General features: G+C 45.9%; 13 protein-coding genes and 1 rRNA gene. 13 read left to right on the forward strand and 1 reads right to left on the reverse strand.

All coding sequences use genetic code 11. The features are described 5' to 3' along the window. Positions 1 to 275: 275 nt before the first annotated feature. The 12 genes from MH215_RS21710 (at position 276) to ligA (ending at position 20,432) form a co-directional block, all read left to right on the forward strand. Positions 276 to 1,451 (forward strand): S1C family serine protease, encoded by a 1,176-nt coding sequence (locus MH215_RS21710; protein WP_239293282.1) that lies wholly within the window; start codon positions 276 to 278, stop codon positions 1,449 to 1,451. Between the two features lie 18 nt (positions 1,452 to 1,469). Next, positions 1,470 to 3,392: a stalk domain-containing protein gene (locus MH215_RS21715; protein WP_239293262.1), complete on the forward strand. Its 1,923-nt coding sequence runs from the start codon at positions 1,470 to 1,472 to the stop codon at positions 3,390 to 3,392. Positions 3,393 to 3,701: 309 nt separating this feature from the next. Continuing rightward, positions 3,702 to 6,215: a U32 family peptidase gene (locus MH215_RS21720; protein ID WP_239293263.1), complete on the forward strand. Its 2,514-nt coding sequence runs from the start codon at positions 3,702 to 3,704 to the stop codon at positions 6,213 to 6,215. A 121-nt stretch (positions 6,216 to 6,336) separates the two neighbouring features. Next, positions 6,337 to 9,804: a DEAD/DEAH box helicase gene (locus tag MH215_RS21725; protein WP_239293264.1), complete on the forward strand. Its 3,468-nt coding sequence runs from the start codon at positions 6,337 to 6,339 to the stop codon at positions 9,802 to 9,804. An 88-nt stretch (positions 9,805 to 9,892) separates the two neighbouring features. Then, positions 9,893 to 10,777: a UTP--glucose-1-phosphate uridylyltransferase GalU gene (gene galU / locus MH215_RS21730; protein WP_239293265.1), complete on the forward strand. Its 885-nt coding sequence runs from the start codon at positions 9,893 to 9,895 to the stop codon at positions 10,775 to 10,777. A gap of 300 nt (positions 10,778 to 11,077) precedes the next feature. Further along, positions 11,078 to 11,626: a dTDP-4-dehydrorhamnose 3,5-epimerase gene (gene rfbC, locus MH215_RS21735; RefSeq protein ID WP_239293266.1), complete on the forward strand. Its 549-nt coding sequence runs from the start codon at positions 11,078 to 11,080 to the stop codon at positions 11,624 to 11,626. Between the two features lie 14 nt (positions 11,627 to 11,640). Beyond that, the gene (gene rfbB / locus MH215_RS21740) at positions 11,641 to 12,666 is read left to right on the forward strand and encodes a dTDP-glucose 4,6-dehydratase (RefSeq protein WP_239293267.1); all 1,026 of its coding nucleotides are present in this window, start codon (positions 11,641 to 11,643) and stop codon (positions 12,664 to 12,666) included. Further along, complete coding sequence (gene rfbD, locus MH215_RS21745) at positions 12,663 to 13,544, forward strand: dTDP-4-dehydrorhamnose reductase (protein ID WP_239293268.1); 882 nt, start codon at positions 12,663 to 12,665, stop codon at positions 13,542 to 13,544. The genes rfbB and rfbD overlap by 4 nt, the downstream gene beginning before the upstream one ends. A 187-nt stretch (positions 13,545 to 13,731) precedes the next feature. Further along, entirely contained in the window at positions 13,732 to 14,607 is an 876-nt protein-coding gene (locus tag MH215_RS21750; RefSeq protein ID WP_239293269.1) for a phosphatidylinositol-specific phospholipase C/glycerophosphodiester phosphodiesterase family protein, read from the forward strand. A 183-nt stretch (positions 14,608 to 14,790) separates the two neighbouring features. Continuing rightward, the gene (gene pcrB, locus MH215_RS21755) at positions 14,791 to 15,477 is read left to right on the forward strand and encodes a heptaprenylglyceryl phosphate synthase (RefSeq protein ID WP_397339557.1); all 687 of its coding nucleotides are present in this window, start codon (positions 14,791 to 14,793) and stop codon (positions 15,475 to 15,477) included. A 440-nt stretch (positions 15,478 to 15,917) separates the two neighbouring features. Then, positions 15,918 to 18,278 carry a DNA helicase PcrA gene (gene pcrA / locus MH215_RS21760; RefSeq protein WP_239293270.1) on the forward strand — a complete coding sequence of 787 codons (2,361 nt, stop codon included), beginning with the start codon at positions 15,918 to 15,920 and terminating at the stop codon, positions 18,276 to 18,278. A gap of 141 nt (positions 18,279 to 18,419) precedes the next feature. Next, positions 18,420 to 20,432, forward strand: coding sequence for an NAD-dependent DNA ligase LigA (gene ligA / locus MH215_RS21765; protein WP_239293271.1), 2,013 nt, complete (start codon positions 18,420 to 18,422; stop codon positions 20,430 to 20,432). A gap of 219 nt (positions 20,433 to 20,651) precedes the next feature. Here ligA and MH215_RS21770 read toward each other — a convergent pair whose 3' ends face one another. Then, positions 20,652 to 22,013 carry a molybdopterin-dependent oxidoreductase gene (locus MH215_RS21770; protein WP_239293272.1) on the reverse strand — a complete coding sequence of 454 codons (1,362 nt, stop codon included), beginning with the start codon at positions 22,011 to 22,013 and terminating at the stop codon, positions 20,652 to 20,654. Between the two features lie 698 nt (positions 22,014 to 22,711). Here MH215_RS21770 and MH215_RS21775 point away from each other — a divergent pair. Then, positions 22,712 to 23,044 (forward strand): 16S ribosomal RNA (locus MH215_RS21775); the annotation flags it as partial.

Here is a 23,044-nt window from a genome sequence, read left to right on the forward strand (position 1 = left end):
GAGAATACAGACGAAGCACTTTCCAGAGCTAATGGTGGAAGGTGTTTTTTTTATTGGATCGTGATCATCGTAGCGGGATGAACTTTCTATGATAGATAGGACACAGAACAATTGTATAACCATAATTTGTGTGATAGATTGGAGGATACTGGCAGAACAAGATAGAGAGAAGAGATAAGAGATTAGAAGAGTAATAAGTAGATCATTAAGGATTGAACGAGTTTCCAGCTACATAGCCGATAACAGAGGATAGATCGAAAGGGATGAGCGAGAGAATGAATGGGTTAGGGAGAAAAAGTATAGCGATGATGATGGCGATGGTGTTTTCCATCAGCTTGGCAACAACGGCAGGAGCAGCGGAGTCTACGGCAGAGGCTGGCATGAAAGCCAAAGTGGTTGATGGACAAGTGTATGTCAGTTCTGCGGACTTGGTTAAGGCTCTGGGGGGGAGAGGGCAATATGATGCTAAGACAGGTACCTATCTTTATAAAGGAAATGAGATGATTCCCAAAATCATTGAAAGGGTGTCTCCATCCGTTGTGAGCATTATTGGTAAAGCAAGTGACGAACATGGCGATGCATCCTCGGATGAATATGATCTGGCGCATGGTACAGGCGTGATTATCCGCTCGAATGGATGGATTGTAACGAATGCACATGTCGTTGATGGTTTAGATAATCCACTCGTTGTGACGTCTGACGGCAATACATACCACATTACCAAAACATATAGTGATCCAATCAGTGATATTGCGCTCATTAAAATTAATGCCAAATCGCTCAAACCCGCAACATTCGCCAAAGCGCCAAAAACCTCTGTCGGAGAGACGGTGATTGCGATTGGGACACCAGTTACATTTGCCTTGCGGAACACGGCAACGGTTGGTGTAATTAGTGGACTTAACCGTGAAGTTGAGGCAGCGAACTATCGTTTAATCCAGACCGATGCAGCCATTAACCCAGGGAACAGCGGTGGTCCATTGTTCAATTTGAAGGGCGAAGTCATCGGTATTAACTCGATGAAATATACAGAAATCGGCATAGATAACACGGGATTCTCAATTCCGGTGGAGACGGTGCAATATGTTATCGATCAGTATTTCAAATACGGTAAGGTGAAACGCGCAAGTCTTGGACTACTGCTGGAAGAAAGCTATTCTACTGTCGTAGGGATGCCTACGGATGATCCTTTAACGGTAAATGGCGTGTTCTCCGAAGCAGCGAAAAAGGCCAAAATCCAAGAGGGTGACCTATTATATAGTATCGGAGGCACACGTGTATCTTCGGCGGCCGATATCAATGAGCTGCTCAAAGCGTATCTACCAGGGCAAAAAGTGAAACTGATGATGCAATCGGATGGTGACATCGTTATACGCACGTTGGTACTTGGAGATCGAGAAGATTTCGAGGCTGAGATCGAAGCGTTTCTAACAGAGGATGAAGATCAATAAGAACGGGAGCAGCCCGTATTGAGAGGACGAATGAACGAAATGAAGAAGTCATTTTTACGTGTGCTGAGCACGGGCATGTTGGCTGGGGTGCTAACTTTTGCCCTAGCTATGACAGCATGGGCATCCGAGGATAGCATCACTAACGAAATGCGAATTCAAGCAGGGAGCACTTACGCTTACATCAATGGAAGCAAACAAACCATTGCGAAGCCTTACAAGAGCAATGGCGTGACCATGGTGCCTGTCGGCGTTTTTAAGAAGGCTTTTGGCAGTGAAATCCGTTTGGAGAGTAATGATGTTGTCAAAATCAAGGAAGGTGCACATACGGTAACGATCACGATTGGTAGTCCGATTGCCTGGGTGGATGGCGTCAAAAAAGACATGGGTACACCCCCTAAAATGGTAAATGGTGTACTTATGGTTCCGCTTCGCGTAGTGGCAGCAGGTATCGGAGCAACACTTGCTCCAACATCTTCAGGAGAGATCGTCATTCGCTTAACGCAAACGGAAATGCCTACAGAAGTGGACGAGGACGACACCGATATGGATGCGGGTAAAACGAGAATCGGCAATAGTTATTATGGTTGGTCGATCAACTATCCGGAGGATATGATTATTTTACAAACGGAAGAACAGGAGCGCATGATGTCATTTGGCCCTGCGGACGAAAGTTATTATCTTCAGGTGTATGTCAGCGATGAGAATGCTGCACTGGATGCCGATGACTTATTACATCAGCTTGAACAGGAATCCAAGGAAGCGGAAGACATCGTGCTGGATCGCGAAGCAGTTAACCGAGCTGACATGCCGTATGCACGAACGGTTGTAAATGATAAGGACGGGATGTTCTGGGAGATGCGTCAGTACATCCATGATAATCGACTGTATAGTATCTATTTTGCAGATTATGATGCGGTCTATTATAAGGATCTCGATCAACATGCAGCATTACTGAACTCATTCCAGCCTACCTATGATCAGTCAGACGATTCCATCAAAGATTTATCTACAATCGTTGAAGGCATGCGTTACATCCACAATGGCAATTATGGCATTGAGCTGAATGTGCCATCAGATTGGTCGATGGACAATGACGAGCTGTCCTACCAAGCGAAGGATGGAGCATACTTGGAAATGGTTGTTTCATCTACGCCTAAGGGAGCTACCGTTCAACAATGGAGCGAACAACTGGACAAGTGGATGCGTGAGGCATTCACGCTAGATAACTATGAGCCTATCCGATCCTATACGATGGATATGTCTGGTGAGACAGCTAAGGTTCAGGAGTTCCGTTATAACTTTGGCGATGGATGGCAGACAGAGTACAATGTACTTTTGCAGAAGGGCGATTATCGTTATTATGTTGAATATTCGTTCCCGGAAGATCAGAAGCAAGATCGAGCATGGTTTGAACGCATTGTTGAGAGTATCTATATTGATTTTGATATCGTTGCTGATAACTTTGGTCAATTGGAAGAGGATTACTATTTGATAGACAAAACGAAGCAACGTACACGGATATCCAAACGTTATCAGTACAGTGTTGATATTCCGCGCTATTGGACGCCGTATAATGATCAGTTTGAACAATCTCCAGTGGCATACACCTTCACAGGCGGAGAGTTTTCTATTGCTGCAGACGAGGAGAAAACCCTTGAGATGACGGTCAGTCAGCTGAGAGAAGGATATACACAAGCAAGCCAAACCCGTAAGAACTTCAAGCTGATGAATAGTGAGAAGATCACATTTGCAGGTGTGCCTGCATTCTCCTTTACGTATCATGATGTGGAGAAGGCTGTACCATATACCGGTCGTCAAATTGTATTTGAGAAGAATGGAATCACCTATACGATCACGAGTGGACTAAACGATGCGAATCGAACGGAAGTTCAGGCAGCCATTTTGGAAAAAGCAGTGAACTCATTTACATTTATAAAATAAGTCTGTTATGAAACAATAATATACAACATCCATGCCGGAAGGTCAGGTGACCTTTCGGTTTTTTTTATTTTCCGTATGAAAATGGTAAACGGTTTTTTCAGGAAAGCGTAGAAGAGTCGGTGCAGAAGTGGTACACTATACTAGTTCAGGAGTTATGACTGCTGATCTGATATGAAAGAATGACTGTAGGCCTGGATATCGGGGAATACAGACATATGTATAGATGGAATTGATTGAATGATTTTTAATTGATAGGTTGGACGTTCAGGCATGAAATCCGGCATACAGCCGGTTATGGGGAGGATATACATGAAAACAGCAACAATACGAAGAGAAGACGTCGAACTTCTGGCACCCGCAGGTGACTGGGATTGTATGCGTTCGGCGGTAGCCAACGGCGCAGATGCCATTTTCTTCGGAGTCGAAAAATTTAATGCACGCGCTCGCGCAAACAATTTCCGTATGGACGAGCTGCCAGAGATTATGGCGTTTTTGCACAGTTATGGCGTAAAAGGTTTTTTGACCTTTAATATATTGATTTTCGAAAATGAATTGGCGGATGCCAAAGAACTCATCGATGCTTGTGTGGATGCTGGCGTAGATGCAGTGATTGTACAGGATCTTGGTTTGGTCAAATTGATCCGCGAAATCTCGCCGGACTTCCCGATTCACGGTTCAACGCAAATGACGATCACATCCCCGGAAGCGGTGGAATTTACGAAGCCGTTTGATATGGAACGTGTCGTGCTTGGACGTGAGAACAACTTGAAGCAGATTCAGAAGATCGGCGAGCAGGCAAAATTGCCGATGGAAGTGTTTGTCCATGGTGCACTGTGTGTATCCTATTCGGGCCAATGTCTTACTTCTGAAATGTGGGGTGGACGTTCTGCGAACCGCGGAGAATGTGCACAAGCCTGCCGTTTGCCGTACGATCTGATGGTTGATGGTGAGCATAAACCGATGGGTGATGTAGCTTATCTGTTGTCTCCTAAGGATCTGGCTGCCATTGACTTGATGCCTGAACTGATTGAAGCAGGTGTAACTTCTTTCAAAATTGAAGGACGTCTCAAAACGCCAGAATATGTGGCGAACGTGGTAAGTAAATATCGTAAAGCGATTGACCGGTATTTTGAAGGAGATAACACACCGCCTAGTAAGGAAGAAGTTCGTGAACTGCAACAGAGCTTCTCTCGTGGCTTCACACACGGCTTCCTTAATGGTACGAATAACAAGCAACTCGTAGACGGTACATTCCCGAAAAGCCGTGGCGTCTACCTTGGACGTGTTGATCAAGTGTTGCGCGATGGCGTCGTTCTAAAGCTGGATGCACCGGTGAAGCGTGGAGACGGAATTGTATTTGATGCCGGAGATCCAACGCAGAAGGAAGAAGGCGGACGTGTATACGATGTGCGTCGTAAAGGCGTGAAACTCGAAGGCGAAGCTGGAGAGGGCTGGATTGTGGATATCGTGCCAGGCCGTAGTGATGTGGACTTGCGTCGTGTGAAGGTTGGCGACAAAGTATGGAAAACGAATGACCCTGCGCTGGATAAACGTCTGCGTCAGTCATTTGAAACGGAGAAGCCATACCGTGTGTTCCCGGTAAACGTCAAAGTGATCGGCAGCCCGGGGCAGCCGCTTAGTACGTGGTGGACAGATGTGCAGAAGGGCACAACAGTCCGTGTTGATTCTGAGATGGAACTGGATATTGCACAGAAACGTCCAATGACTTACGAGTTGCTCGAAGAGCAGTTTGGACGTTTGGGGGGCACAGTGTTCCAATTGGAGCAGTTGGATGTCAACCTGCACGGTGACATCATCATCCCAATGCGCGAGTTGAACAATATTCGCCGTCAGGCGGTTGAACAGCTCGCAGGTGAGCGTCCTAAGCCGCCCGTCTATGTGAAACGTGCGGTAGACGTATATGGCGATACGGCTAAGCCAGCATCGCCAGTTGCTCGTGGTCAAGCAGAACTGACTGCGCTCTGCCGTAGTCTGCCGCAAGTAGAGGCAGCACTGGAAGCGGGGATTGAGATGATTTACGCTGATTTCGAGTTCATCAAACAGTTCCCGGCAGCTGTAGAGGCAGTTCGGACGGCAGGACGCAAAATTGCGCTGGTAACTCCACGTATTCATATGCCTGGCGAGAACGGATACCACAACAACATCTTACGTCTGAAGCCGGATGCAGTGCTGGTACGTAACACGGGTGCTCTTTATTTCTATCTCCGTCATCGGATGGAGAACCCGGATGCGAAGCACCCGGAATTGATCGGTGATTTCTCATTGAACATTGCGAATCACAAGGCTGTTGAATTGTTCCTGGAAGCAGGTTGTGACGCCGTGACTCCTTCATATGACTTGAACATTCAACAAATGGTTGATCTGCTGGGTCGCTCACGAACGGACAAGATGGAAGTGGTTATTCATCAGCATCTGCCGATGTTCCATACAGAACACTGCGTGTATTGTACGTTTATGAGTGAAGGCACGGACTATACGAACTGTGGACGTCCATGTGAAGATTCCCGCGCATCGCTGCAGGATCGGATCGGTATGTCTCACCCTGTACGTGTGGATGAAGGTTGCCGTAATACCGTTTATAACGCAGTAGAGCAATCTGGTGCTGAATATCTAGCCAACTTCATGGATCTGGGCGTATCCCGTTACCGTGTAGAATTCCTAGAGGAAACACCTGAACAAGTACGTGAAGTTATTGATCTGTACAACCGTGCATTGCGCGGTGAGATCAGCGGTACGCAAGTTTGGAAAACGCTAAAAGCAACGAACCAACTCGGCGTAACGCGTGGTCAATTGGTGAAATAAGCTCACAAACCCCAATCTCTGCCTTACGGAGCTCTTGGGGTTTTTTTTCTATAAAATCGGAATAATCGTGACGGGATAGTTGATGTCCATTATTCAGCATGAATAAGGAGGCGAAAGATCCGTGGCGCCATTCACAATCATGGATATTAAGTTGCTGTGCGGAGTCACGGCATTCAAACAAGGGGAAGCGTACAATGAATCGGGAAGGGTCACGGGCCTCACTGCCAGCGAGGATAAAAAGCATTATGAAGCGCTGGTTCGCGGCACGCAGCGTTATAAAGTCACCGTTGACCTTGATGAGATGGGGGACATTGTAGCTGACTGCAACTGTCCCAACGACACGAGCTATTATGATCAATGCAAACATGTTGCTGCTATACTGCTGGCAATTCATGAATGGGGGGAGCAGCAAGAGCGTGAGACTAGAAGCAATCTCCCTTCCGTAGTGGGTACATTAGTTGAAGAAACGGAGTGGGAACGTCCTGCTCCAGTTCATTTCGCTCAGGCAAGCCGGTCAAGCTCAGCTCCAGGATGGGGCAAGTCGGCAGATAAACCATCCTATCGGACAGCGGATCAGATTTTGTCTATGTTTGCTAAGGAACGCCATTACGTAGATGATCATAGACCGCATCACACAGCACCTGTCACACGGTCTTCACTGCGGGAAGAGTTACATGTGCAGTTTATCTGTAAACTGGTACAAGTTCATCAAGGTGGAGCCAAACTGGCTCTTGAACTGAAAGTTGGAGGCAAGCGCCTGTACGTTGTTCAGAAGGTAAAGCAATTCCTGAACTGTATTGAGAAGGGCGAACCAATGTCGTTTACGAAGTTATTCCTCTACGACCCATCCATGCATTATTTTAATGCTCAGGATCAGGCTATTCTATCGATGTTAATCCGGATGAGACAGAGTGAGGAAGCTTATCGACAATCCATCTCTGGATACCTGGGTGCTTCGGATGGAAGGGATATTCTCATTGCACCATTAGTCTGGAAGCCGCTGCTCGAATTGTTGCTTCAGGCAGATAGCCGAATGGAAGGTACGGGTTTTATTAATGGACCTCTGACGCTAGGCGAAGGTGCATTGCCTCTGTACTATCGTATTGCGCAAGGTTCGAATGAAGGATATCAGCTTGAAGTTTCTGGACTACGTGAACTTATTCTGCTTCCTGCGTATGATGCTGCTGTCGTCGAAGGACAGTTGCATATATTAAATGCAATGCAGATGCGGGGCTTAGAGGATCTAAGCAAGGCTCTTACCTCGTATGGCATTAAAGAAAGCATCGACATCTCAGCTCAGCAGGTGGATGAGTTCGTACAGCATGTCGTGCCTGAGCTTCGCCTTCTTGGGCATCTATCTATTGATTCACAGGTGCGTGAGCAGATTGCGGAGCCGGAACTTGCGCCGAAGCTATATATCGACTTTTATCGAGAGCGGATTACAGCACGTCTGGAACTTGATTATAGTGTCATGGTTATTAATCCACTTGCTGAATATCTGATCGATGAGGATGAGAAGAAGATCATTCTCGTGCGTGATCGCCATGCGGAACGGAATCTGATTGATCGCTTGGATCACTCTTTTCTAGAACGGGATGGAAGTGTGTGGACGAGTGAACGGGAAGATGCGATCTATGATGTTATGTATCATTTGCTTCCCGAACTCGAAGGTATAGTAGATATTTATATGCCACACGCGGTGAAAGCGATGATGCAATCCTATCCTACACCTCCCAAAGTTAGAGCAGATTTAGGTAAAGGACTGGATTGGCTAGAAATTTCGTTTGAAATGGAAGGCATTGATGAGCTGGAGCTGCGAGAGATTATGCGTAGTATTGTGGAAAAGAAACCTTATTTCCGCTTACGCAGTGGCGTGTTTGTCTCACTTGAAAATGAAGGTGCAGAGAGCTTTGCACGTCTCGCAGACTCGCTTGGTTTAGAGGCAGCTGACATGAAGAGTAGCCAACTAACGTTGCCTGCGGTTCGGGCACTCCAACTACCAGGGCGTGACGAAGTGTCCAACCATGTAAAATGGGGCGGCTCGTTACGACGTTTCTTGGATCATCTACGCGATCCAGATGGAATGGATTTTGAGTTACCTTCCGACCTAGCGCCTGTGCTGCGTGATTATCAGGTTAGCGGGTACCAGTGGCTTCGTACGCTTGCATTTTATCGGTTCGGGGGCATTTTAGCAGATGATATGGGGCTTGGCAAAACGCTACAAAGTATTGCTTACATCACAACATCACTTCAGGAGAAGCCTGAGTACAGCGATGACCGGGTAACGGGTCTCCCTATAGATGATATGGGGGCAACTACGGATGGCGTATGGACTACCACACAGCAAGACGGACTAACTATCCGAACGAGGGCTACGCATCCCCCAGTGCTTGTTGTCACCCCAGCTTCGTTAACCTATAACTGGGCGAATGAATTTGCAAGATTTGCTCCACAATTGCGTGTGTTAATTGCAGCAGGACACCGAGAAGAGCGAGCTTCGATGCTTGCTGATATGAATCAGGCAGACGTTATTGTGACGTCCTACCCATTACTGAGACGGGATTTAGACATGTACTTAGGCAGAAGTTTCCATACGCTTATTCTGGATGAAGCGCAGGCGATTAAGAATTCTTCGTCTCAAACAGCTCAAGCAGTCAAGCAAATTCAAGCTCCGCGCCGCTTTGCGCTTACAGGCACGCCAGTGGAAAATTCACTGGATGAGCTGTGGTCGATCTTTGAAGCGGTCTTCCCCGGTTTGTTTCCGAACTATCGGCGATTCCGTGATCTACCCCCAGAACGGATTGCGCGGATGGTACGTCCGTTCATTCTCCGCCGCTTGAAGAAAGACGTACTTGAGGAGCTACCAGACAGAATTGAAACGGTACAGCGTTCCGAGCTGACGGCTGAACAGAAGAAACTCTATGCGGCTTATCTTGCTCAGCTTCAGGATGAAACGTCAAAAGATATGGAAGATGGCGGGTTCAATAAGAACCGTATCAAGATATTGGCGGGTATTACTCGATTAAGACAGTTATGCTGCCATCCGGCGCTCTTTGTAGAAGGTTACCTAGGGGATTCGGGCAAAATGGAACAGTTGCTGGAGACCGTGGAAGACTGCCTTGCTGCTGGCAAACGCATCCTCATTTTCTCTCAGTTTGCGAGTATGTTGAACTTGATTCGGCAGACATTGACGGCACAGGGACGGGATTTGTTCTATCTCGATGGACAGACACCTGCTGCCAGTCGTGTAGAGATGTGTCGTAGATTCAATGAAGGAGAAGGTGAACTATTCCTTATCTCCTTAAAAGCAGGCGGCACAGGATTGAACTTAACCGGAGCGGATACCGTTATTTTGTATGATCTATGGTGGAACCCTGCGGTGGAAGAGCAGGCAATCGGTCGTGCTCACCGGATGGGACAGAAGCAAGTGGTACAAGTTATTCGTCTGATTACGGAGGGTACCATCGAGGAAAAGATTTTAGAGTTACAGCAGCGTAAGAAAGACCTTATTGCAGAAGTGATCGAGCCGGGAGATGGTGGATCGACCACATTATCGGAACAGGATATTCGGGAACTTTTGATGGTATAATGGATTCCAATTACGTAGATATGTCCATTATTTTCATCCGTTTATATTATAATGTTCAAAATTTCTCGATCAGAGGGGTGGATTCAGCATGCGTATACGCAAAGCCATTATTCCTGCAGCCGGACTGGGTACCCGATTTCTCCCAGCCACAAAAGCAATGCCCAAAGAAATGCTGCCCATCGTGGACAAGCCGACAATCCAATACATTATTGAAGAAGCCGTGGCTTCAGGGATTGAAGATATTATTATCGTCACAGGTAAAGGTAAACGCGCTATTGAGGATCATTTTGATTCCTCCTTTGAACTAGAGCAGAACTTGGCAAGCAAACAAAAGTGGGATCTGCTCGAACAGGTACGTAAACCTTCCGAGATGGCTGATATTCATTATATTCGTCAAAAGGAAGCCAAAGGTCTAGGGCATGCGATCTGGTGCGCCCGTAAGTTCATCGGTAATGAGCCTTTCGCCGTTCTGCTAGGTGATGATATTGTGGAGTCCGAGCATCCTTGTCTGCAACAGATGATCGAAGTGTATGACGAATTGCAGTCGCCGATCGTTGGTGTGCAGCCCGTAGGCTGGGATGAGGTATATCGGTACGGGATTGTTGATGGGGAAGCCATCCCTCACTCCGAAGATCGAGTATTTCGTGCACGTCGTTTAATCGAGAAGCCGAAGCAGGAAGATGCCCCTTCCAACCTGGCTATTATGGGTCGTTATATTTTAACGCCAGATATTTTCGAAATTCTGGGTCGTCAGTCTGTGGGGGTGGGTGGAGAAATTCAGCTTACCGATGCCCTGTCTCTACTGAATCATCAACGTCAGATTCTCGCCTATCATTTTGATGGTCTGCGTCACGATGTAGGAGAGAAACTGGGCTTCATCGAGACAACTCTTCATTATGCGATGCAACGTCCTGACCTGCGTGAGGATTTAATGAAATACATGGAGAAGATCGTGAATGAGCATAAAGCATAAAGCATTTGTATATGTTTTGCCGTATTAATCTACCATTTAACTGATCTCTGATCTCTGATCTCTGATCTCTGATCTCTGATCTCTGATCTCTGATCTCTGATCTCTGATCTCTGATCTCTGATCCAAGCCAAGCCAATGACCATTCTGGCTTGGCTTTATTTGTTCCCGTTTATGTAAAATGAACTCATATTGAGACAAGAATATTCTATCTTGCAGGCCGATGAACAATCACACACCTGATCTTCTACATATATATAGTCAATATGAATAAACCCAGTAGCATTATAACGGAGGGATACGATGAAAGTAATTCCACTGTTTATGGACGGGGCGGCTATTTTGGAGCCTAAAGTGTATGGCGATCATCGAGGTTATTTTATGGAGAGTTATAATGAGCAGCAGCTACATGAACAAGGGATCAATCATGTATTTGTGCAGGACAATCAATCCTTATCTGCAGAAGCCGGTGTTATTCGGGGATTGCACTATCAGCTTCAACCTAAGGCTCAAACCAAGCTCGTGAGGGTATTATCAGGCGCGATCTATGATGTAATTGTGGATATTCGTCCATCTTCCAAGACATTTGGCCAATGGAAAGGTTTTATACTCAGTGAGTACAATCAGCGGCAGCTCCTTGTTCCCCAAGGGTTTGCACACGGATTTTGTACCCTTGTTCCTAACGTATTGGTGTCCTATAAGGTGGATGCATACTATTCACCTACACATGATCGTGGTATTTTGTGGAATGATCCAGCGCTTGCAATCGACTGGCCAATAACGAATCCTGTGTTATCAGATAAAGATCAAAAACATCCCTGCTTGCAGGATGCCGAATTAAACTTTGACTAAAGGAGAGAGACATCATGAAACTGCTCGTTACTGGGGGAGCTGGATTTATAGGCAGTAACTTTGTGATGTATATGCTTCGCACGCATCCAGATTATGAAATCATCAATGTGGATTCTTTAACGTATGCAGGCAACTTGGAGAATTTACAATCGATTGAATCCAATCCGCAATATCGTTTTATCCACGCAGATATCACGAATGTACAACAGATGGAGCAGATCATATCGCAGGGCATCGACGTTGTCGTTAACTTCGCGGCTGAGTCCCATGTGGATCGCAGTATTGTATCTCCTGATATTTTTGTGAGAACGAATGTGCTAGGTACTCAGGTTCTACTTGATGCAGCGAAGAAATATCAGATCACTAAATTTGTGCAAGTGTCTACGGATGAGGTATACGGTTCTCTTGGTGCGACTGGTTTGTTTACCGAAGAGACACCGCTCATGCCGAACAGTCCTTACTCTGCAAGTAAGGCTGGTGCAGATCTCTTGGTTAGAGCGTACCATGAGACCTTCGGTCTGCCAGTGAATATTACACGCTGCTCTAACAATTACGGTCCATTTCAATTCCCGGAGAAACTCATTCCGCTTATTATATCCCGTGCTTTGAATGATGAGACGGTTCCAATTTATGGGGACGGTTTGAATATACGCGACTGGCTTTATGTTGAGGATCATTGCAGTGCAATTGATCTAGTCATCCATAGCGGACGGGTTGGAGAAGTATACAATATTGGTGGTAATAATGAGCGTACCAATCTCTATATTGTAGAAACTATTCTCAAGCAGCTCGGCAAACCGACGAGTTTGATCCAATATGTACAAGATCGGCTAGGGCATGACCGGCGCTATGGAATAGATCCGACCAAATTGGCTACAGAGCTTGGCTGGCAGCCTAAGCATCATTTTGAAACTGGGATCAAAGAGACGATCCAATGGTATTTGGATCATAAAACATGGTGGACACGTATCCAATCGGGTGCCTATCAGAATGATGCGAAGCCTCAGGAAGGCAAGCAAATGAGTGAGCCGACCGAATGAAATATAGAGTGATGGTGACGGGAGCAGCGGGTCAGTTAGGTCAAGATGTTGTACAGACGTTCCAGCGTGAGGGTCATCATGTGCTGGCATGTGATAGGGATCAGATGGACATCACGGATCAACAGCAATGTACCCAAACTATTATTTCGTTCAAACCTCACATTATTATTCATTGCGCTGCCTATACCGCGGTGGATCAAGCTGAGACAGATGTAGAAACGGCTTATGCAGTAAATGGAACGGGAACTCGTAATATTGCTGTAGCGGCGGAGAAAGTAAAAGCCAAACTCCTCTATATTAGTACAGATTATGTTTTTGATGGAACGGCCCGTGTGCCTTACCGGGAGTATGATGCAACTAATCCGCAAAGTGTGTACGGCCGATCGAAGCTAGCCGGGGAGCTATTGGTGCAGAGTTTATGCTCACAATGGTTTATTGTGCGAACTTCATGGGTGTTCGGTGTACATGGTCATAATTTTGTGAAAACGATGTTGGAGCTCTTACAGAATCGCCCTGAGCTACAAGTGGTTCAAGATCAGATTGGATCACCTACGTACACTGTGGATCTTGCTAATCTTGTGAGTGTTCTCGCTCTAAGTGAAAAGTATGGCATTTATCATGTTTCGAATACAGGAACGTGTACATGGTATGAATTTGCCAAAGCGATTGCGGAAGAAGCAGTGAAGCAGGGCGATTTTCATCTGAAGGCTACACTAATACCGTGTTCCACGGAGAAGTTCCCCCGACCAGCCCCGCGTCCCTCCTATTCTGTGATGGATCATCTGGCGCTCCGGACGAACCGTTTGCCATTACTCAGACCTTGGAGAGAGGCCTTAGTTGCTTTTTTACAAGAGCTAGAAGACGTACAGAACAATTGATACCACAACTACATTCCTTCATTTAACAGTCGCCTACGGGCGGCTTTTTTGTTTGATACCTCTCATATCAGGGTAGTTAGTTACCAAAAAGCAATTGTGCATCCCTCGTGATGCACACAATCCTAATCGAGGTAATCAATCTGCTCAATCATCTATACTATCACTCACTTAAGGAAGTGAATGCCCTATGAAACGCATCGCTGCAGTTCTTACATTACTTCTTGTTACCGTAGGTATGCTCTTTTTTGCCTATGATAGTCAGAGCGAGGAGCAACGGGAAGGCTTTACAGCATATCGTTTAATCGCCCATGCCATGGGGAGTATCCGGGATCAACCTTACACCAATGCTTACGAGGCGATGATCGCCAATTACGAGAAAGGCACACGTGTGTTTGAGATTGATTTTATGCTGACATCTGATCGCAAAACAGTAGCTAGACATGAATGGACAGCGAATATGAGCAAAATGCTAGGACAGGATGAAGAGCTTCCGGAAGAGAAGCAGGCAGAGCGATTAACATATGATGAATTTATGAATACGCCAATTCTGGGCATGTATCAACCGATGGATGCAGAAGGCATCGTGGACGTGCTTGCTCATTACCCAGACATGTACATTGTGACAGACACTAAGGAGCAGAAGGACGAAGATATTAAGCAGGTTCTACAATCCTTAGTTGATGCGGGTAAGAAATATGATTCGGAAGTGCTTGATCGAATCGTAGTCCAGATCTATAACGAACCGATGTTGCAAACGGTTAAAGAGGTTTATGCATTTCCTTCCATTATCTATACGTTATATGCTACCCAGGATACAGAGGCTCAGGTTGTCGATTTTGTGCAAAAGAATGATATTGATGCAGTAACGATGCCTGAATATAAGGTGAATCAAAACTTCGTCGCCAAGCTGAACAAGGCTGGAGCGGTTACCTATGTACACACCATCAATGATACAGATCAAGTCGCGAGCTATGAGAAATGGGGCGTGTACGGCGTCTACTCCGATATCTTGACCGAACAAGAAATGGAGCAGATGAACACGAGATTTGCCTGGAGACCCTAATTGATGGTTGATCGATTTTCTTATTAAAAATTACAGGTTACTCCTGAATATGCGGGGAGAGTCTGTAATTTTTTGTTCCCCTTTTTATGCGAACATTGACACTCACTCCCTGCTGACTTAGACTGAGTTTATAAGCTTCAATAGGATAGAGAAGAACCTCTGGAGGAATGTTCGTTGATAGACATGATTAAGCAGTGGAGACATGTTTTTAAGCTCGATCAGGATCGAGAAATATCAGATGAAGCATTGGACAAGGTATGTATGTCTGGAACGGATGCGATCATCGTGGGGGGGTCTTCAGGGATAACGTATGACAACACCGTAGACCTCATGTCTCGTATTCGTCGTTATGAGCTGCCGTGTGTGCTTGAAGTGTCCGATCTGGAGGCAGTCGTCCCTGGATTTGACGGGTATCTCATTCCCATTGTACTTAATGCGACGGATAGTAAATGGATGATTGGACAGCACCAGCAGGCGATAGAGCGTTATGGTTATCTAATTCCTTGGGATCTGCTCATTGCTGAAGGGTACATTGTGCTTCATGCGAACTCCACCGTGGCACGAATGACCGGAGCGGATACTGAGTTAACGACAGAGGCTGCCGTTGCCTATGCCCAGGCTGCAGAGCGATTGCTTCACCTGCCTATCATTTACATGGAGTACAGCGGTACATTTGGCGACATGGAACTTGTCGGCGACATACACAGGCAACTGGATCAGGCGCATCTTATCTATGGCGGTGGAATTGATAGTTGCGATAGAGCGGAACAAGCAGCTCAAGTTGCCGATACGGTCGTTGTAGGAAACATCATTTATAGTGATCTACAGAAGGCGCTGGAAACTGTACAGGCTGTGAAACAATCGGTTTAAGCGGTTTAGTTTACCAATCCCCCACATCCCCCTTTGAATCTGTTAATATAGAACTTTGCCCTTATAACTTAGTATTATCGCATTCAGGGGTTCACCTCTGTAAATAATTGTATTTGCGATTTATGTTTCTGACAGAAATGCAGATTTTAGGAGCTATGTGAGAAACGAAGTGTCCCTCTTTTAAACTGAAAAGTTACTACAGTTTTCTCGTTATTTTTGCCTAATACCAAAATATAAGGATACGATGTTTACACCCGAACGGAGAGTGCAGAAGCGATCTAGAGAACGAAGTGCTCGTATTTATCTCCGGATTTTCCCTTTCAAGAAGGGAATCAAAAAATCTGGGGATAACGACGATCGAAAGATGCTACTGCACTCGGAGTGGAAAGTGTAACCCCTGGCTTTCTTATATGATCAACTAATGGAAGGAGCATGCATGCATGCAACCTATTAATATACATGATGCCGTTGCACGGCTTAACACTCCACAGAGACAAGCCGTCGAGGCGACGGATGGCCCGTTGCTGATTATGGCTGGAGCGGGAAGTGGTAAGACTCGAGTGCTTACCCACCGGATTGCCTACCTTATCGCAACACGAAAAGCACCCCCTTGGGGTATTTTGGCAATTACCTTTACGAACAAAGCAGCCCGGGAGATGCAGGATCGGGTATCCCAACTCGTAGGTGGCTCTCAAGGCCGCGACATCTGGGTATCCACATTCCACTCCATGTGTGTGCGCATTTTGCGCCGTGACATTGAACGAATCGGTTTTACACCTAACTTCAGTATTTTGGACTCATCCGATCAATTATCTGTTATTCGTAGCTGCATGAAGGATCAGAATATCGATACGAAGAAGTTTGAACCCAAAGCGGTTCAGGCGATGATGAGCACAGCTAAGAATGAACTGATCAGTCCTGAGCAATATGAGAAGCAGGCAGGCGACTATTTTGAGGGGATTGTGGCGAAGGTATATACGATGTACCAAAAGCGGTTAAGAGCCAATAACTCGCTCGACTTCGACGATCTCATTATGGCGACCATTCAACTCTTTAAGGAAGTGCCGGAAGTTCTCGACTTTTATCAGAAGAAATTCCAGTACATTCACGTGGACGAGTATCAGGATACGAACCGTGCACAATACATGCTCTGCCGCATGCTTGCTGACAGTCATCACCGCATCTGCGTTGTAGGGGATAGTGACCAGTCGATCTATCGCTGGCGTGGAGCGGATATCAGCAATATCTTGAACTTCGAGAAAGATTACCCTGAAGCAAATACGATTTTGTTGGAGCAGAACTATCGCTCCACCTCTAACATCCTGAATGCAGCGAATGAAGTGATCGGCCTCAACACAGGACGCAAACCGAAGAAGCTGTGGACGGACAAAGAGGGCGGTTCGAAGATCAAGGTATACCGTGCTGATTCCGAGCATGATGAAGGTTATTTCGTAACCTCCGAGATTAGTAAAAATGTGAAGAACGGCAAATCCTATCAGAATCATGCCATTCTGTATCGTACCAATGCCCAATCGCGGGTAATAGAGGAAATTCTGATCAAGTCGGATATTCCTTATCAGATCGTCGGCGGCATCAAGTTCTATGATCGTAAAGAGATCAAGGACATTTTGGCTTACCTACGTTTGTTATCTAACCCAGACGATGATATTAGCCTCACTCGGATTATTAATGTGCCGAAGCGCAGCATCGGGGATACAACGGTTGCGAAGCTCGCGGCGGCTGCCGGTGAGCGTGGAATTTCCATTTTCCGAGTGCTTCAGGTTGTGGATGATCTAGGTTTTGCAGGTCGGACGCGCAATGCGCTAGTGGAGTTCTATGATATGATCGCTGCATTACACCAGATGGTAGAGTATCTGTCGGTAACTGAACTGACGGAGAAAATTCTGGAGATGAGTCAGTATCGTATTGAGATGCAAAATGAAAATACACTTGAATCACGTGCACGACTGGAGAATATTGACGAGTTCCTGTCCGTAACGATGGAGTTTGAGAAAAATAATGAAGACAAAACGCTCGTATCATTCCTTACCGATCTCGCCTTAATTGCGGACATTGACAGCATGAACGATGACGAAGAGGAACAGAGCGATGCGGTGACCCTGATGACGATGCACAGTGCCAAAGGTTTAGAGTTCCCGGTTGTCTTTATCGTGGGTATGGAAGAAGGTGTCTTCCCGCATAGCCGAGCTTTCATGGATAATGAAGAGTTGGAGGAAGAACGCCGTCTTGCTTATGTAGGTATTACACGTGCGGAAGAGCAGTTGTTCCTGTCATGTGCTCAGATGCGGACATTGTTTGGGCGTACAACGGCAAATCCGCCGTCCCGCTTCTTAGACGAAATTCCGGATGAGCTAAAAGAAGATACCTCTATCGCACGTGACCGTTATCGTCGTGGCACGAATACAGGGGGATCTTATGGTGGGCGTGGACTAGGCTCCAGCGGGGGAAGTAACTTTGGTGGTGGTAATGCGGCTAAGCTGTTTGAACATCAAAGCCGGAGCGGTTCTTCCGCCAGTGCATCCACACCAACTTCCCGTGTAACTACAAGTACATCTCGTTCAACATATGCTACGCCATCATCTGCCTCCAAGCCTGCGGCTTCGAATAGTGAATCAGGTTTCAAAGCAGGGGATAAAGTGCAGCACGGCAAGTGGGGAACAGGTACAATTGTTGCGGTAAAAGGCAGCGGTAACGATACCGAGCTGCAGATTGCATTCCCGGCACCCGTAGGGGTGAAGCGTCTGCTTGCTGGTTTTGCACCAATTACCAAAGTAGAATAAGTCTATAAGAGGTTAGTGAGTTACGAAATGGATTCAAGAGCGAACGCGGAGCCATGCTCTGGCGTTCATTCTACATATATATTTGGCATAAAATCACATAAAGTTTGAGTTAAGATTAATATAACGGAGGGATGGCCCTGTATGGACCCAATGAACCGGATGGAGCAACTCGTAACTGAGCTGAACCAACATAACTATCAATACTATACGATGGATCAGCCACAGATCAGCGATAAGGAATATGATCTTTTGTATGACGAACTGGTCTCACTGGAGCAAGAGAGTGGTATAGTATTGCCGGACTCTCCGACACAGCGGGTCGGTGGAGAATTGCTCAAAGGTTTTACACCACATCGACATCTATCCCCACTGTGGAGCTTGGACAAAGCTCAGAACATTGAACAGCTTCGAAATTGGCATACACGTGTATTGAAGTTAGTGAACGATTATAATACCAAAAATCCAGATAAACCTTTGCCAGAGCCAGGCTATGTCATCGAGCTGAAATTTGATGGTCTAACCTTGAATCTGACTTATACTAACGGAGAATTGGTACAAGCTTCTACACGGGGTAACGGCTCCGTAGGGGAAGGGATTTTGGCTCAGGTTCGAACGATAAAGTCTGTACCGCTTAAAATTCCTTATACCGATGGTACCCTTGAAGTTCAAGGAGAAGGAATCATGAATCTTTCTGTCTTGAATAGATACAATGAGACTGCAGCAGAGCCGCTCAAAAATGCACGCAACGCAGCAGCAGGAGCACTCCGTAACCTGAATCCTAAGACAACAGCAGAGCGTCGTCTGAATGCCTATTTTTATAATATTGGATACTCAGATAACGTTCAGTTCTCCACACATCAGGAGATGATGGATTTCCTCAGAGAAAATCGGTTCAAAGTGAATCCATCCATGACTTATTTCCAGGAGTTCGATGATGTGATTGAGCAACTGGCTGCCATTCAGGAAAATCGTGGACAGTTGGATTATCTGATTGATGGAGCAGTTATCAAACTTACGGATATGCGTACCCGTGAGGTACTGGGGTACACAGATAAATTCCCACGCTGGGCAGTCGCTTATAAGTTCGAGGCAGAAGAGACAACGACTGTTCTAAAGGCTGTAGATTGGAATGTTGGACGCACTGGGAAAGTCACGCCACTGGCGCGTGTGGAGCCTGTTGAACTTGCAGGAGTTACTGTACAGAATTGTACGTTGAACAATGTGGGGGACATTGAGCGGAAAAATCTAAAGTTTGCATTGGGCGCAAGAGTCTTTATCCGCCGTTCTAATGATGTTATTCCTGAGATCCTCGGTAAAGTGACGGAGGAGAGCGACGGCGAAGAGATTGTATATCCAGAACAATGCCCAGCATGTGGTTTTCCATTAGAGCAACGGGGAGCGCATTTATTCTGTAATAACAAGACGGCGTGCAAGCCACAGACTGTAGCTCGAATTTCACATTTTGCTTCGCGCGATGCTATGGATATCGAGACGTTCAGTGAGAAGACGGCCATCCAGCTGTATGATGAACTGAATGTACGTGAGCCAGCGGATCTATATACGTTACAATTTGATGATCTAGTGAAGCTTGAGCGTTTTGGTGAGAAGAAGGCAAGTAACCTGCTGGCAGCACTGGAGCAGAGTAAAGACCGTGATCTTGCATCATTCCTGTACTCACTAGGTATTCCTAACACGGGCAAATCAACGACACGTATGCTGGCCGATCATTATCGTGATCTGCATGCGATCATGAATGCAACCGTAGAGGAGCTTATTGAGCTTCCTGATGTAGGCGGTATAGTAGCTGAGAGTATCGTCAATTTCTTCGCTGATCCGTTCACTCAGGCAGCTATTGAGAAAATGTTGAATCTAGGTGTGAGAGCACGAGCACCGGAAGCGCCTGCAGCCGTTGTGGAGGATTCCTTCTTCAGTGGCAAAACGGTTGTCCTTACGGGGACGTTACATCAATTGACGCGAGATGAAGCAACACAAAGGCTTGAGGCTCTGGGTGCAAAAGTGACAGGTAGTGTGTCGAAAAAGACGGACCTTCTCATTGCGGGAGAGAAGGCGGGCAGTAAGCTGGCTAAGGCGCATGATCTCGGTATTCCTACAATTGAGGATGAGGATGAATTGGTTCGTCTGTTGAATCTATAAATAAATGATTTGAACAGAAGCCGCTGATTATCAGCCTATGACGTTATAAGTAAAATGCTGGAACAGGCTAGTAGTATTGCACTAAAAAAGACCGAATGGCACGCTAATGTGCTAATCGGTCTTTTTTTATTATAGGTAAACCCAGAAGTTGATGAGCAACGGTACTTTTAAAACCAAAGATCACAGAACAACTTATGTTCACTGTTTGTTGCCAGAAGATTAAAGGCTAGAAGTTCGTGTCTTTGACCCCGGGAGCCATGCATCCTTATCATATCCACGCTCTTCCCAGTATCCAATATGCTCACTGTCAATCAGTTCGATGCGATTGAGCCATTTCACTGATTTATAAGCATACATTTGAGGGATAACCAAGCGAACCGGACCACCCAGATCTGCTGGAATAGGTTTACCATCATGCATGACCGCGATTATAATATCATCCATTTGAGCTTGTTCTAACGTGATCGCATCAGTATACACTCCGTCTCCCGAATAAAACTTGACGCTATGCGCTTCGGGTTTCACGCCGGCTTGAGCCAGTAACTGTTTGAGAGTGATTCCTTCCCAGGTGTTTTTGTAAACAGACCAACCCGTAACACAGTGGAAGTCGCTGACCTGAACCGTACGCGTGAGCTTCACAAACTGTTCCCAGTTCCAGATCTGCCCTCTTTCAACTAATCCATCAATCCGGAATGACCAGTTCTCATTGGAGAAAGAAGGAATCGGAGTTACCGTATACACTCTGAAATGTCCCTCTGCGCCTCCTCCGATTGGAGGGGAAGAAGCAGACATGGGTTGAGGTAAAGGTACCATGCGATTGGGGTCATTCTCCAACATAGAATCGATGCTGTTTTTCATATTTATATTACGTCCAATCCAGGATACAAATGTAGGTCCAAGCGTAACGGTAAGTCCAAGACCAACAGCTGAGCGTATGAAAGCCCGTCGCGTATATACTGGTTGAGGTTTATCGGTATCATTTAATAGTTCGTCTCTAGACGTTATTCTCGAATCGGAGGAAGATGTTGATGCTACATAAGTGTCTTGATCTGGAGGGACAGATGAGCCTGAATTGATCCCATCCTGAACCGCTGAACTCGTTCTGGTACGTACCGCCCTACGTGCAGGGTCCTTCAACCATTTAGTGCGGGTAATGGAGTGGTAGATAATATAGGGTAGTCCAATCCAGGTTAATAGATCATGAGTGAGTAGTGCAGCATTGGACATCTTCGGACCGGCAAGTTTGAACTGCCATAACACAATGCCTGAGACCAGCCAGCCGACCAATAGTACCAGAACTACAATTGTGTTTATCCGTTGCCATGGCCTATTTCGAAGCTGCTTCCAGTGCTTACCTGCCAAGATCAAGTAATATACGACAGGCGCTAGCATGGCCAGACCAACAACAATGTGAATCCATTTCAACCATACACGACCAATGCCCAGTAACTCTCGCCAAAAGTCTCCAACTAACATCAAGCCAGTAATGGCAAGGATGACTACAATCCAAGCATTCCAAGCGTGGATGGAGATCAGTTTTTTGCCATACCCCTTACGCATACTCTTCAGCAATTGATTCAAATGCGATCACCTACCTAATTCAATTCGTAAGCCATTCATGTTCTTCTATAAATTAAAAAGCGACTAAATAGTGACCGTAACCCTGTTAAGAGCAATCATCATATTCATTTTTATATACTTTATTATAGAAGCTTTGGATCACTTTCTTCAAATACTCTCAACGGAGAAAATGGACGCTGAATTGTAGTTCGCCAGAGATATTAACTCGCGGACGTAGAACAAACATGAGAGCTAATTGAAAAGAGAACAAATTAGGCATGTGATATTAAATACAGTGTGGAGAATAACAAGTATAATCATGGACTGTTATGTCGCATCGATGCCAAAAAACGAGGGATTTCTACAATCCTCTGATAGATAGGTAAGCCGATTAATCTAAATAGAAAGAATTGAAACGGTTAAAACAGTTGTTATATGAATAAATCTAATTTTAATTCAAAAAGTGCTTGCTAAATAAATGTGGGCATGATATATTATTTCTTGTCGCTTCGGACGTTGAAATGTTGAAAACATTCGAACGCTGACGAAAAAAAGATTGACAATAATTCAATCGACATGATAAGATATAATTCCTGTCCGGCTGATGAGCATCACAGTATCGGGCAACAAGTTCCTTGAAAACTGAACAAATGGATAGTAACTTTTGTTTTACAATGAATCGTCAGATTCAAAATGAGCTAATCGCTCTTTTCAATACTTTATTGGAGAGTTTGATCCTGGCTCAGGACGAACGCTGGCGGCATGCCTAATACATGCAAGTCGAGCGGACTTGAAGAGAAGCTTGCTTCTCTGATGGTTAGCGGCGGACGGGTGAGTAACACGTAGGCAACCTGCCCTCAAGCTTGGGACAACTACCGGAAACGGTAGCTAATACCGAATACTTGTTTTCTTCGCCTGAAGGGAACTGGAAAGACGGAGCAATCTGTCACTTGAGGATGGGCCTGCGGCGCATTAGCTAGTTGGTGAGGTAACGGCTCACCAAGGCGACGATGCGTAGCCGACCTGAGAGGGTGATCGGCCACACTGCCACA

The organism is Paenibacillus sp. ACRSA, assembly GCF_022346845.1.
In the GTDB taxonomy this organism is placed as follows: Bacteria; Bacillota; Bacilli; order Paenibacillales; family Paenibacillaceae; genus Paenibacillus.